Genomic DNA, 13,357 nt, shown 5'->3' with positions numbered 1-13,357 from the left:
TCCGGGGTGAAGATCCCCTTCGTCGCCACCGCGCGGCTTCTCCTGTGCCCCTTGACCGTCGACGTCGCCGAGCGGATCGTCGCGCGGACGCCCCTCGCCGGGGACCTCTGGGCGGAGGGGTATCCCCAGGACGGGGACGTGCGGGGGTGTGGCGGGTTCCTGCGGGGCGTCGCCGAGCGTGGGGATCCCGGGGTCTTCCGGGCTTATGAGATACGGCTTCCCGAGAGCGGGCTAGCCGTCGGTGGCATCGGGTTCCACGGGCCGCCCGACGAGGTCGGGGTCGTGACCGTGGGGTACGGGATCGTGCCCGGCGCACGCGGGAAGGGGTACGGCTCCGAGGCCCTGCGCGCGCTCCTCGAAACCGCCCGGGTGGCCGGCGTCGCCGGGGTCAAGGGGGACGCCGACCTGGACAACCCCGCCTCGCACCGGGTCATGGAGGCCGCCGGGATGCGGTGTGTCGCGGAGAGCGACGGGCTCCGGCACTTCTATGTGGGGTTCTGAGACGGCCGGGGTTCCGGCGCGTTCGGGGTTCTGAGGCGTCCGGGGCTCTGGACCCCCCGCCCCTCAGCGTTCCGAGAGCTCCGACGGTGCCTCCTGGACCACCCAGCCGTTGCCGTCCGGGTCCTCGAAGGTCATGAACGAGTTCCAGGTGCCGCCCTTCCCCTCCTCCCAGCCCGTCGCGCCTACGTGAAGGACAGGGGAGACCTCGACGCCCCGGTCCACCAGCTCCTTCCGTGCCGCCTCGATGTCCGTGACGCAGAGCTGGAGGCCGTGCAGGCCGCCCGGGGGCGTCTGCTTCGTACCCGGCATCGGCGGCATCCCGCTCAGCAGCGCGATCGAACAGCGCGAGCCCGGTGGCGTCGCCTGGACGATCCGCGTGCCGGGGGCCACCTCGTCGTCCAGGTCGACGGTGAAGCCGCACTTCTCGCCGTAGAACTCCTTCGACCGGTCCATGTCCGTGACGGGGACCGGGACCACTTCCAGGGTCCAGTTCATGGTTCTCCTCTTGTGCTCCAGGAGGCCGGGTGCCGGGTTCTTCCACCGTCACCCACCCGGGCGGGCCCCGCACCTCGACCTGACGGAAAACCGTCGTTCCCGTCGTCCGGTTCTCGCACCGGGAAGGTTCGCCGGGGTGGGAATGCTCCCTCTTGTTCCTTGTTATTCCGTCGTCGATCGTCAACTGGCCGTTGTCTTCTGCCTGCTGTGCGGAATTGATCGCGATTGAGGGCTCCTGCGACACACAACCTCCCTATAGTGAGCCAGCGTTGATCACATGAACGCGACACGTGCGGCTGTCGCCACAGGAGTCGGGAGTTCAGGACTCATGACGCGCCCCCCTTCCGAGCAGCCGCCCCCCGGGTGCCCCGCCCACGCGGGCACCGCCGTGTCCCTCGACGGGCCCGGGTTCCAGGTCGACCCCCAGGCCCTCTACCGTGCCATGCGGCGCGACCACGGGCCCGTCGTCCCCGTCGAGCTGCCGGGCGGGGTGCCCGCCTGGCTGGTCATCGGGTACCGCGAGCTCCACCGGGTCACCAGCGACGGCGAGCTGTTCCCGCGCGACGTGGGCCTGTGGAACCAGTGGCCGCACATCCCCGAGGACTGGCCGCTGCTCCCGATGGTCGGGCGGCCCATGCCGTCCATCTACTTCACCGCGGGGGAGGAGCACCGGCGGCACGTCCGGATGGTGGTCCCCGCCCTGGAGGGCGCCGACCCGTTCGAGATCCGCGGGCACTGCGAGCAGCTCGCCGACCGGCTCGTCGACGCCGTGTGCGGCCGCGGCACGGCCGACCTCGTGGCCGACTTCTGCGAACCCCTCCCCGTCCTCGTCCTCGCCCGCCTCGTCGGCTTCCCCGACGCCGAGGGCGAGGACATCGCCAAGGTGCTGAAGGACCTGGCCGACGGCGGGCCCGGCGCGCACGGCGCCCACCAGCGGTTCGGCGAGCACATGGCGCGCCTGGTCGCCGCCAAGCGGGCCGCGCCCGGGAACGACGTCACCTCCCGCATGCTCGCCTTCCCGGAGGAGTTCACCGACGAGGAGTACGTGCTCGACCTGATGGCCGTCACGGCCGCCGGGCACCTCACCACCGCCGACTGGCTCGGCAACTCCCTGCGCCTGATGCTCACCGAGGACGCGTTCGCCGACTCGATGGCCGGCGGCCGGCGCAGCGTCTCCGAGGCCACCACCGAGGTGCTCTGGGAGGACGCCCCGACCCAGATCCTCGCCGGACGCTGGGCCGTGCGGGACACCCGGCTCGGCGGGCAGCACATCAGGGCCGGGGACATGCTGCTGCTCGGCCTCGGCGCGGGCAACACCGACCCGCTGATCCGCCAGGGCGCCCACGGCGCCCACGGGGGCGGCGGCGCGCACCTGGCGTTCAGCCACGGCGAGTACCGGTGCCCCTTCCCCGCCCAGGAGATCGCCGAGATCGTCGTCCGCACCGGCATCGAGGTCCTCCTCGACCGGCTGCCCGACCTCGAACTCGCCGTCCCCGCCGGGGAGCTCGTCCGGCGGCCCTCCGCCTTCCTGCGCGGCACCACCTCGCTCCCCGTCCGGTTCACCCCCGTTCGTACGACAGGAGACCTCTCGTGAACTGCCCCCACGCCGCCGCCCAGGACGGCGGGACCGTCGTCATCGACCCGATGGTCCAGGACCTGGACGGCGAGACGGCGCGGCTGCGCGACGCCGGTCCGCTGGCCCGGATCGACCTCCTCGGAGTGCCCGCCTGGGCCGTCACCCGGCACGCCGACGCCCGGCGGCTCCTGGTCGACCCCCGGCTCGTGAAGGACCTCGACGCCTGGGGCCTGTGGCGCAGCGGCGAGGTCACGCACGCCTGGCCGCTCATCGGGATGATCGACGCCGGGCGGTCCATGTTCACCGTCGACGGCGCCGAGCACCGCCGGCTGCGGGCCAAGACCTCCCAGGCGCTCACCCCCCGCCGCCTCGAAGCGATACGCCCCGACATCGAGAAGTTCACCGCCGAACTCCTCGACGCCCTGGAGGAGGGCGGGAAGGACGGGGCCGTCGTCGACCTCAAGTCCGTGTTCGCGCAGCCGCTGCCGATGAAGGTCGTCGGCATGCTGATGGGCGTCGACCCCGCCGCGAACGCCATGCTCACCCGGCAGTACAAGAAGTTCTTCTCGATGCTCACGCCGCAGGACGAGCGCCTCGCCCTCCTCGCCGACCTGGACGTCTTCTACGCCGGTCTCGTCCGCGAGAAGACCGCGCGGCCCACCGACGACCTGACCTCCGCGCTCATCCTCGCCGACGAGGGCGGCGAGCCGCTGACCGAGGAGGAGGTGATCGGCAACCTCAAGGCGATGGTCGCCGCCGGGCACGAGACCACGATCGGCCTCATCCTCAACGCCGTACGGGCCCTGCTCGCCCACCCCGACCAGCTGAAGCTGGTCCTCGACGGGGAGGTCTCCTGGGAGGCCGTCATCGAGGAGACCCTGCGCTGGGACACCCCCACCACCCACCTCCTCATGCGGTTCGCCACCGAGGACATCGAGGTGGGCGACGGGGTCGTCGCCGAGGGCGAGGGCGTGGTCATCTCCTACCGGGCGATCGGGCGCGACCCCGAGCAGCACGGGCCCGACGCCGACGCGTTCGACGTCACCAGGACCGCCCCGATCCGGCACATGACCTTCGGCCACGGCCCGCACATCTGCCCCGGCGCCGCCCTCTCCCGCGTCGAGGCCGGGATCGCCCTGCCCGCCCTCTTCGCGCGCTTCCCCCGGCTGCGGCTCGCGGTCGCGGACGCCGACCTCCGCAAGCTTCCCGTGATGACGCAGAACGACATGGAGGCGTTTCCCGTCCTCCTCGGCGGCTGACCCGGGACCCCGGGGCCGGAAGGCCCCGGGACCGAAGCACCCCGGCTCAGCGTCCCGCCGGCGTCCAGTGCAGCCGCCCGTCCAGGCCCATCGCCGCGACCCCGTCCGTACCCGCGGTCGGCGCCCCCGCGAACAGGAACCGGCCCAGCGTCCACACCGGACGCGTCCCGGCCCCCTTCTTCCCCGTCCCCGCCCCGCCGTGCGACGCCGTCGCCAGGAAGCCGGTGCGGGAGCGGACCGCGAGGAGGCCGTCGCCGCCGCCCACCGGGCCGAAGCCGGCGACCCCGGTGCCCGGCAGCTCCGTGAACGGCGAGACCGGGCCCGTACCCGAGAAGTCGGCGCTGCGCAGGTCGCCGGAGGCCGGCTTGCGGAACCAGAGCCGCACCCCGTCGCCGTGCGGCGCCGCGCTCAGCGCCAGCGTCGTCTGGGGCAGACCGGTCCCGGCCAGGGCAGTGAGCGGCCCGCCGGGGCGCTGCCGGGCCCAGGCGAGCACGGTCTTCGTGGTGCTCGCGAAGACGTACCCGCGTCCGCTCGCGTCGGTCGCCGCCACCGGATCGCCGATCACGTTCGCACCGCCCAGGAGGCGCCACGGCCCCCACGCCCCGTCGGCCCGCTGCTCGCGGTAGGTGAGGACGCGGCGGCTGTCCCGCACGGCCAGGACCGCCCGGCCGTCGGCGCCCACGGCCACGGCGGGCGCGCTGATGTCCGAGGCGCCCGAGGCGTCGTTCCGCTCGGGGGTGCCGAGCGCGCGCCACGGGCCGAAGCCGCCGCCCGGCGCGGTCTGGGTCGTGCTCACCACCTCACGGCGGTAGTCCTTCACCTTCAGGACCGTCCGGGTCCCGTAGACGGAGACACGGCCGTCGGGCAGGACCACGGAGGTGACCCCGGCGTCGACGCCGTCGCCGGGCAGCAGCTCCGGACCCCGCCACGCGACGGCGTCCGCCGCCTTGCGCCAGACCCCGAGGTGCCCGTCGAGGACGGAGAAGGCGAGCAGACCGCCGTCCGGCTCCCGCTGCACCCAGGAGGTGGAGGTGCCCCGGGAGTACCGGACGGTCTGGGTCCAGCCCCGTCCGGCGGGCCGCGCGGCCACCTTCAGGTCGCCGCAGCCCGCGAGGGTCCCGCAGTCCGCGACCCCGTCCAGCCACGCGTACGTCTTCAGGGTCTTCAGCTTCGCGCCCGCGGCCTCGGCGTCGAGGGTGTGCGGCAGGGCGCCGGTCGGGTAGCCGAGGTAGTTCTGCACGGCGACGTGCGGGTGCCCGGGCCGCTTCGCGTACCGGGCCAGCGCCTCCTGGAGGAACCGGGCCCCGTACAGGTGGTCCTGGTGGTCCCGGTACACCCCCGACCCCGGGTGCGTGCCGGGGGTCGGGTCCTGCATCCGCACGAAGGTCGGCCGGAAGCGCTCCAGGAGCCCGGTCATCGTCGCGACGACCTGCTCCCTGGTGTACGAGAAGTCGGCGGCGACCGGGGTGCCGGCGGACCGCTGGGAACCGAGCGCGCGCACGCGGCCGTGCCAGAGGCCGTTGAGGCTGCGCGGGCGGTCGCCGCTGATCGAACCGGCCTCGTGCATCTGCAACCACACCAGCTTGACCTGCGGTTTCGCACGCAGGGTGTCCAGCTCGGCCCACGCGCCGCCGGCCGTGGGGATCGCGACCCGGTCCCAGGGGCTGGTCCTGCTGCCCGTCGCCATCTCGGCGTACGCGGCGCGTATGCCGTTCTGCCGGGCCTCGGCGTAGCCCGCCTTGTCGGCCGCCGGCTTGGCGGCGTCGCGCGGGCGCGCGTTGACGCCGTCCGACTCGCCCGCGGTGAGGTAGACGGAGGCCAGCGGGCCGTCGGAGTGGAGCGACTGGGATATGTCCGGGTTCATGAAGAACAGGTCGTCGTCCGGGTGCGCGACGACCTGCATCACCGAGGCCGCGGACGGCGGGGCCGGTACGGGCTTCGCCGCCGTCTTCCGGCCCGCCGGGGCGCCGGTGGCCGCCTCCGGCTGCGCGGGGACCCGGGGCCCGGGGACCTTCGCGGCCGTTCCGGGCCCCGTGACCGTCCCGGATCCTCCGGCCGTCCCGGATCCCCCGGTGGTCCCGGACTCCGGGACCGCCCGCGCGCCGGTCATCGCGTGCGCGTCCGCCGCCGTGTGCGCCTCCGGTCCCTCCTGCGCGCCCGTCATCGAGAGGATCCCGGTGAGGGCGCCGCCCACGAGGGCGGCCGTGACCACGGTCGCGGTGGCCGCGCGGCGGGACGGGCGGTCGGAGGTGCGGGGACGGCGGGGGCGGCGGAGGCGGACGGGCATGGGTCGGGGACGCGCTTTCGGATCGAGCGGATGGAACGCGGGGAACGGACGGGTCGAACGGAGGCGGCGGAGGGAACGGACGGGTCGCCCGGAGGGAGCGGAGGCAGCGGAGAGGCCGAGCGGCGGGAACGAAGGGCTCGAACGGACGGGACGGAGGAAACGCACGGGTCGAACGGACGGGCGAACGAGTCCTGCGGTCGGCAAGACGGACTTTCAAGAAATACGGTTCATCCGACCGGAAAAGCGACCGATGTGCGGGATGTCACGTGTGATCCGTTTCGAACCGAAGGCCTGCGCGCCCCCGTCCTCCGCGCCGGATAGGCTCGATCCCCCCGGGCTCGCCCCGGCTCGGAGGTGCTCGGAGGGAGCGGCGGAATGACGGTGCCGGGACGCAGGAGCAGCACGTTCACCCGTCTGCTGCGGCACGGGTTCACCGACCCCTCGGGAGCCGAGCGGCTCCTCGACGTGCCCGAACTGTCCGAGCTGCGCGGCGACTCCGTCCTCCTCGATGCCCTCGGCGCCACCGCCGACCCCGACCTCGCCCTGCGCGGCCTGGTCCGGCTCGTCGAGGCGCAGCCCGAGGCCGAGCGGCAGCGGTTCACCACCACGCTGCTCTCCGCCAAGCCCTTCCGCGACCGGCTCCTCGGCGTGCTCGGCGCCTCCGAGGCGCTCGCCGACCACCTGGCCCGTCACCCCCGCGACTGGGAGACCCTCGTCACGTACGAGGCGGCCGACCTGCATCCGGGGGTCGCCGAGTTCGAGCGGGGGCTCGCCGACGCGACCGACCCGGTCGCGCTGCGGGTCGCCTACCGCCGTTGCCTGCTCGCCATAGCGGCCCGCGACGTGTGCGGCACCACCGACGTCGCCCAGGCCGCCGCCGAGCTGGCCGACCTGGCGACCGCGACCCTGCGCGCCGCGCTCGCCATCGCCGAGGCCGCCGCGCCCGACGACGCCGCCCAGTGCCGGCTCGCGGTGATCGCGATGGGCAAGTGCGGCGGCCACGAGCTGAACTACGTCTCCGACGTCGACGTGATCTTCGTCGGGGAGCCGGCCGAGGGCGCCGACGAGGGCAAGGCGATCCAGGCGGCGACCCGGCTCGCCTCCCACCTGATGCGGATCTGCTCGGAGACCACCGTCGAGGGCACCATCTGGCCGGTCGACGCCAACCTGCGCCCGGAGGGCCGCAACGGCCCCCTCGTCCGCACCCTCTCCTCCCACCTCGCCTACTACCAGCGCTGGGCGAAGACCTGGGAGTTCCAGGCCCTCCTGAAGGCGCGCGCCGTCGCGGGCGACCGGGAGCTCGGCGAGCGGTACATCGAGGCCGTCTCGCCGCTCGTCTGGCAGGCCGCCGAGCGGGAGAACTTCGTCCCCGACGTGCAGCGGATGCGCCGCCGGGTCGTCGACAACATCCCGGCCGCCCAGATCGACCGCGAGCTGAAGCTCGGCCCCGGGGGCCTGCGGGACGTCGAGTTCGCCGTCCAGCTCCTCCAGCTCGTGCACGGCCGCAGCGACGCCACCCTGCACAGCGGCGCCACCCTCGACGCGCTCGCGGCCCTCGCCGCCGGCGGCTACGTCGGCCGGGCCGACGCGGCCCAGCTCGACGAGGCGTACCGCTTCCTGCGGGCCATGGAGCACCGCATCCAGCTCTACCGGCTGCGCCGCACCCACCTCGTCCCCGAGGACGAGGCCGACCTGCGCCGCCTCGGCCGCTCCCTCGGCCTGCGCACCGACCCGGTCGCCGCGCTCATCAAGGAGTGGCGGCGCCACGCGGCCGTCGTCCGCCGGCTGCACGAGAAGATCTTCTACCGCCCGCTGCTCGACGCCGTCGCCCAGCTCGCCCCCGGCGAGATCCGGCTCAGCCCGAAGGCGGCCGGGCAGCGGCTCGAAGCACTGGGGTACGCGGACCCCGCCGCCGCCCTGCGCCACCTGGAGGCGCTGTCCTCCGGGGTCAGCCGGAAGGCCGCGATCCAGCGGACCCTGCTGCCCGTGCTGCTCGGCTGGTTCGCGGACTCGGCCGACCCGGACGCCGGACTCCTCGGCTTCCGCAAGGTCTCCGACGCCCTCGGCAAGACCCCCTGGTACCTGCGGCTGCTCCGCGACGAGGGGGCCGCCGCCGAGAACCTCGCCCGGGTCCTCTCCGCCGGGCGGCTCGCCCCCGACCTGCTGCTCCGCGCCCCCGAGGCGGTCGCCATCCTCGGCGACCCGGAAGGCCTGAAGCCGCGCGACCGGGGCCACCTGGAGCAGGAGGTCCTGGCGGCGGTCGGGCGCGCGGACGACGCCGAGCAGGCGGTCGCGGCGGCGCGCGGGGTGCGCCGCCGGGAGCTGTTCCGCACCGCGGCGGCCGATCTCATCGGCTCGTACGGCACCGAGGACAGCCCCCGCGAGCCCGACCCGGGCGCGCTCGTCGACCGGGTGGGGGAGGCCGTCACCGACCTCAACGCGGCCACGATCGCGGGCGCGCTGCGGGCCGCCGTGCGCGCCGAGTGGGGCGAGGAGCTGCCGACCCGGTTCGCGGTCATCGGCATGGGCCGCTTCGGCGGCCACGAGGTGGGGTACGGCTCCGACGCCGACGTCCTGTTCGTGCACGAGCCGCGCGAGGGGGTCGACGAGCAGGAGGCGGCCCGGGCCGCGAACCGGGTGGTCACCGAGATGCGGCGGCTCCTCCAACTGCCCACCGCCGACCCGCCGCTACTGATCGACGCGGACCTCAGGCCGGAGGGCAAGAGCGGCCCCATGGTCCGCACCCTGAAGTCGTACGCCGCCTACTACCGCCGCTGGTCGCTGGTCTGGGAGAGCCAGGCGCTGCTGCGCGCCGAGCACATGGCGGGCGACGCGGACCTGGGCGGGGAGTTCATCGAGCTGATCGACCCGCTGCGGTACCCGGCCGAGGGGCTCGGCGAGGACGCGGTCCGCGAGATCCGCCGCCTCAAGGCCCGGATGGAGTCCGAGCGGCTGCCGCGCGGCGCCGACCCGACGCTCCACGCCAAGCTGGGGCGCGGCGGCCTGAGCGACGTCGAGTGGACGGTCCAGCTCCTCCAGATGCGGCACGGCTGGGCCGAGCCGGGGCTGCGGACGACCCGTACCCGCGAGGCGCTCGCCGCCGCCCACGCGGCCGGGCTCGTCCCCACGGAGGAGGCGCAGATCCTGGACGAGGCGTGGGTCCTCGCCACCCGCGTCCGCAACGCGGTGATGCTGGTGCGCGGCCGTCCCGGCGACACCTTCCCCTCCCAGCCGCGCGAACTCGCGGCGGTGGGGCGGTACCTGGGGTACGAGTCGGGCCACGTGGGCGAGATGGTCGACGACTACCGGCGGATCACCCGCCGGGCCAGGGCGGTCGTCGAGGAACTGTTCTACGGGGCGTGACGCCTCCGGCGGGGGCGTGACGCCCCCGGCGGGGCCGGGCCGGTGACCGACCCGGCCCGGTCCGTGGACCGGCGCGACCCCTACGACGCGTCGAGCAGCTTCCGGACGTGCGCCAAGTACCCCGTGAGCGCCAGCTCGAACGCCTGGTTCGCGCGGCCCTCCGGGACCGCGTCCAGGGCGCGGGCCAGGCGCGGGGTGGCCGTCTCGTCGGCGAGTTCCCACATCGACTCGGGGGCGGCCAGGTCGAGGGCCGAGCCCAGGACGAGGTTCTCCAGGGCGATGATCACGGGCATGACGTCCGGCAGGGCGAACCCCGCGTCGAGCAGCCGGCCGACGGCCTTCTCGTACTGGGCCAGGACCTTCGGGGCCCGCACCGGCGAGGTCATGAGGAGCGGGATCGCGCGCGGATGGGCGGCGAAGGCGGCCCGGTAGGAGCGGGCCCAGGCGACGAGCGCCTCGTCCCAGGGGTCCAGGTCCAGGGTCGCGCCGTCGATGCCGGCGGCCACCCGCTCGCGGAGCAGCTCCACGATCCCCTCCCGCCCGTCCACGTGGTGGTAGACGGAGGCCGTCTGCACCCCGAGCCGCTTCGCGATCTGCGGGACGCTGAACTCGCCCCGCTCGTCCACGACTTCGAGCGCCGTGGCGGCGATGCGCTCCCGGTCGAGGAGGGGTCTGCGCGGCCGGCCCATGGGGCGTCACTTCCTGTCCGGGTTCCCGTCGGATTCCCGTCGGGTCTTCCCGAACGGTCGGAGTCGAGGCTACATTGCGCAAACCGAAAGCCTTTAGGTTTACGTCCGGCCGGACATCCCGACACACCTGCCACCCGCCACCGGAAGGCCCTCCCCAGCCATGTCCGCACCCGCCCCACCCGCTCCCGGCGCGCCCCCGGGACTGAGGACCGGCACCCTCACCACCGCCGACGTCTCCTTCTTCGTCGTCTCCGCCGCCGCCCCCCTCACCGTCATGGCCGGCGTCGCCCCCGTCGCCATCCTGCTCGGCGGCATCGGCGCCCCCGTCGGCTACCTCCTGGCCGGTCTCACCCTCACCGTCTTCGCCGTCGGCTTCACCACCATGAGCCGCCACGTCCGCAGCGCCGGCGCCTTCTACGCGTACATCGCGCGCGGCCTCGGCACCCCGGTCGGCATCGCCGCCGCCCTCGTCGCCATGCTCGGCTACAACGGCATGGAGATCGGGGTGTACGGGCTCCTCGGCTCCGCCACCTCGGACACCGCCGCCGCCCTCGGCCACGACGTCCCCTGGCTGCCCGTCTCCCTCGCCGGCCTGCTCCTGATCTGGTACGGCGGCTACCGCTCCATCGACTTCGGCGCCAAGGTCCTCGGCGTCCTCCTCGTCGCCGAGACCGGCATCCTCGTCCTCCTCGCCGGCGGCGTCCTGCTCGACGGCGGGGCCCACGGCCTCTCCCTCGGCGGCCTCGCCCCCGCCCACGTCCTCACCGGCGGCACCGCCGCCGTCCTGGCCTTCGCCTTCGCCGCCTTCACCGGCTTCGAGTCCACCGTCATCTACCGGCGCGAGGCCCGCGACCCCGCCCGCACCATCCCCCGCGCCACCTACGCCGCGGTCGCCTTCCTCGGCCTCTTCTACGCCTTCGTCGTCTGGACCGTGATCCAGGCCTTCGGCGAGGACAAGGTGGTCCGGGCCGCCGCCGACGACCCCGGCGGCCTCTTCTTCGCCGCCATCACCACCTACGTCGGAGCCTGGGCCGCCGACCTGATGCACGTCCTCATCGTCACCAGCGTCCTGGCCTCCCTGCTCGCCTTCCACAACGCCATCAACCGCTACACCCTCGCCCTCGCCGAGGAGGGCGTCCTGCCGAAGGCGCTCGGCCGGATCCACCCCCGCCACCGCTCCCCGTACGTCGCCGGGGCCGCCCAGACCGTGCTCGGCGCCGTCGTCGTCCTCGCCTTCGCGCTCGCCGGAGCCGACCCGTACCAGCAGCTGCTGCTCTGGGTGAACACCCCCGGGATGCTGGGCCTGATGCTCCTCCAGCTGCTCGCCGCGCTCGCCGTGCCCTGCTTCTTCCGGCGGATCGACCACCGCGAGGGCGTGCTGCGGACCGTCGTCGCCCCCCTCACCGCCTTCGTCCTCCTCGCCGCCGCGATCGTCCTCGTCGTCACCCACGTCGACCTCTTCACCGGCGCCACGACCACGGTCGACACCGTGCTCGTCTCCCTCGTCCCCGCCGTCTTCCTCCTCGGGCTCCTCCTGGCGCGCCGGCTCCGCCGCACCCGCCCCGAGGTCTACGCCCGCTTCGCCGCCGAACCGTCCGAAACCGGAGACCTCCCGTGTCCGCACCCGACCTCGTCCTCGTCAACGCCCGCGTCCGCGACCCCGAGCTCACCGGCCACACCGCCGTCGCCGTCCGCGACGGGCTGATCACCGCCCTCGGCACCGACGCCGAGGCCCGCGCCTGGGCCGGACCCGGCACCGAGACCGTCGACCTCGCCGGAGCCACCCTCGTCCCCGGCCTCACCGACGCCCACAGCCACCCCGTCTGGGGCCTGGAGATGACCGCGGGCACCGACCTCTCGGCCGTCACCGACCTCGACGGGCTGCGGGCCGCGCTCAAGGCGGCCGAGCGCCGCGACGGCTGGGTCCTCGGCTTCGGCCTCGACCACAACGCCTTCGGCGGCCGGCCCGTCCACCACGACCTGATCGAGGACGCCCTCGACGGCGCCCCCGCCCACCTGCGCCTCTACGACGGACACTCCGCCCTGGTCAGCGCCGCCGCCCTCGGGGCCGCCGGCGTCGACGGGCCCCGCGCCTTCGCCCAGCGCGCCGAGGTCGTCCGCGACGCCGGCGGACGCCCCACCGGGCACCTGGTCGAGCACGCGGCCATGGACCTGATGACTCCGGTCCTGCCCGTCCTGCCGTACGCCGAGCGCCGCGACCGGCTCGTCGCCCTGCTCACCGCCATGGCCGCCACCGGCCTCGCCTCCGCCCACGTCATGGACCTCGGCGGACACGACGTCCCCGGCCTGCTCGCCGCGATCGAGGAGGACGGCGACCTGCCGCTGCGCCTGCGCCTCGCCCCCTGGTGCATGCCCGGCGTCACCGACGACGAGCTCGACGCCCTCGTACGGCTCCAGGAGCGGGCCGGCCGGCTGTGGCGGATCGGCGGGGTGAAGTTCTTCATGGACGGCACCGTCGAGGGCGGCACCGCCTGGCTGGAGCACGCCGACTGCCACGGCCGGGGCACCGACGCCTTCTGGCCCGACCCGGCCGCGTACTCCGCCGCCGTGGCCCGGCTCCACCGCGCCGGGGTCGGCACCGCCACCCACGCCATCGGCGACGCGGCCGTCCGCCACGCCCTCGACACCGTCGAAGGCCTCGGTACGGGCGGCCCCCGGCACCGGATCGAGCACATCGAGACCGTCCCCGACGACCAGCTCGGGCGCTTCGCCGCGCTCGGCGTCGCCGCCTCGATGCAGCCCCCGCACACCGCCTACACCCGCGCCGACCGCACCGACGAGTGGTCCGTACGGCTGGGGGAGGAGCGGGCCGGGCGCGCCTGGCGCTGCCGCGACCTGCGGGACGCCGGGGCGCACCTCGCGCTCGGCTCCGACTGGCCCATCGCGCACCACGACGCCCGGCAGGTCCTCGCCACCGCCCGCGCCCCGCGCGGCGCGGCCTCGGCCCGGCACGGGCTCACGGGCCTCATGGCCCTGGAGGGGATGACCACGCACGCGGCGTTCGCGGCGGGGGAGGAGACGGTCGCGGGCCGGATCGCCCCCGGCTTCCGGGCCGACCTCACCGCCTTCGCCCTGGACCCGGTGGAGGCCCCGGCGGACGAGACCGCCGAGGCCCCGGTCCGGCTCACCGTCGCGGGCGGCCGGATCACGTACCGGGGGAACTGAG

The 13,357-nt window shown here is 74.7% G+C and carries 9 protein-coding genes; 6 read left to right on the top strand and 3 right to left on the bottom strand.

The genetic code is table 11. From position 1 onward, the window contains the following. Window positions 1-6 precede the first annotated feature (6 nt). Window positions 7-501, top strand: a complete 495-nt coding sequence (locus AB0398_RS15980) for a GNAT family N-acetyltransferase (RefSeq protein ID WP_366375468.1) — start codon at window positions 7-9, stop codon at window positions 499-501. A 63-nt stretch (window positions 502-564) separates the two neighbouring features. Here AB0398_RS15980 and AB0398_RS15975 read toward each other — a convergent pair whose 3' ends face one another. Further along, window positions 565-996, bottom strand: a complete 432-nt coding sequence (locus AB0398_RS15975) for a VOC family protein (protein WP_366375466.1) — start codon at window positions 994-996, stop codon at window positions 565-567. A gap of 328 nt (window positions 997-1,324) precedes the next feature. On the opposite strand from AB0398_RS15975, the gene AB0398_RS15970 reads away from it, so the two are divergent. Both AB0398_RS15970 and AB0398_RS15965 read left to right on the top strand, forming a co-directional pair. Further along, complete coding sequence (locus AB0398_RS15970; RefSeq protein WP_366375465.1) at window positions 1,325-2,590, top strand: cytochrome P450; 1,266 nt, start codon at window positions 1,325-1,327, stop codon at window positions 2,588-2,590. Next, window positions 2,587-3,831: a cytochrome P450 gene (locus AB0398_RS15965; RefSeq protein ID WP_366375463.1), complete on the top strand. Its 1,245-nt coding sequence runs from the start codon at window positions 2,587-2,589 to the stop codon at window positions 3,829-3,831. Before AB0398_RS15970 ends, AB0398_RS15965 begins: the two co-directional genes overlap by 4 nt. Window positions 3,832-3,877: 46 nt before the next feature. On the opposite strand, the gene AB0398_RS15960 is transcribed toward AB0398_RS15965, so the two are convergent. Further along, window positions 3,878-6,118 (bottom strand): PIG-L family deacetylase, encoded by a 2,241-nt coding sequence (locus AB0398_RS15960; RefSeq protein ID WP_366375461.1) that lies wholly within the window; start codon window positions 6,116-6,118, stop codon window positions 3,878-3,880. Between the two features lie 375 nt (window positions 6,119-6,493). Here AB0398_RS15960 and AB0398_RS15955 point away from each other — a divergent pair, with 375 nt between their 5' ends. Beyond that, complete coding sequence (locus tag AB0398_RS15955; RefSeq protein ID WP_366375460.1) at window positions 6,494-9,481, top strand: bifunctional [glutamine synthetase] adenylyltransferase/[glutamine synthetase]-adenylyl-L-tyrosine phosphorylase; 2,988 nt, start codon at window positions 6,494-6,496, stop codon at window positions 9,479-9,481. Between the two features lie 80 nt (window positions 9,482-9,561). Here the strand turns inward: AB0398_RS15955 and AB0398_RS15950 are convergent, their stop codons facing one another. Further along, on the bottom strand, window positions 9,562-10,170 hold the full coding sequence (locus tag AB0398_RS15950; protein WP_366375458.1) for a TetR/AcrR family transcriptional regulator C-terminal domain-containing protein: 609 nt from the start codon (window positions 10,168-10,170) through the stop codon (window positions 9,562-9,564). 160 nt (window positions 10,171-10,330) lie between these two features. Here AB0398_RS15950 and AB0398_RS15945 point away from each other — a divergent pair, with 160 nt between their 5' ends. Together AB0398_RS15945 and AB0398_RS15940 are read left to right on the top strand one after the other, a co-directional pair. Continuing rightward, window positions 10,331-11,875, top strand: coding sequence for an APC family permease (locus AB0398_RS15945; RefSeq protein ID WP_366375457.1), 1,545 nt, complete (start codon window positions 10,331-10,333; stop codon window positions 11,873-11,875). After that, window positions 11,785-13,356: an amidohydrolase gene (locus tag AB0398_RS15940; protein ID WP_366375455.1), complete on the top strand. Its 1,572-nt coding sequence runs from the start codon at window positions 11,785-11,787 to the stop codon at window positions 13,354-13,356. Before AB0398_RS15945 ends, AB0398_RS15940 begins: the two co-directional genes overlap by 91 nt. The last annotated feature ends 1 nt before the right edge of the window (window position 13,357 follow it).

This window comes from Streptomyces sp. NPDC086147, from assembly GCF_040702165.1.
Lineage (GTDB): Bacteria > Actinomycetota > Actinomycetes > Streptomycetales > Streptomycetaceae > Streptomyces.
The sequence above is the reverse complement of the archived record's forward strand: the minus strand, read 5'-3'. Positions and strand labels throughout refer to the sequence as shown.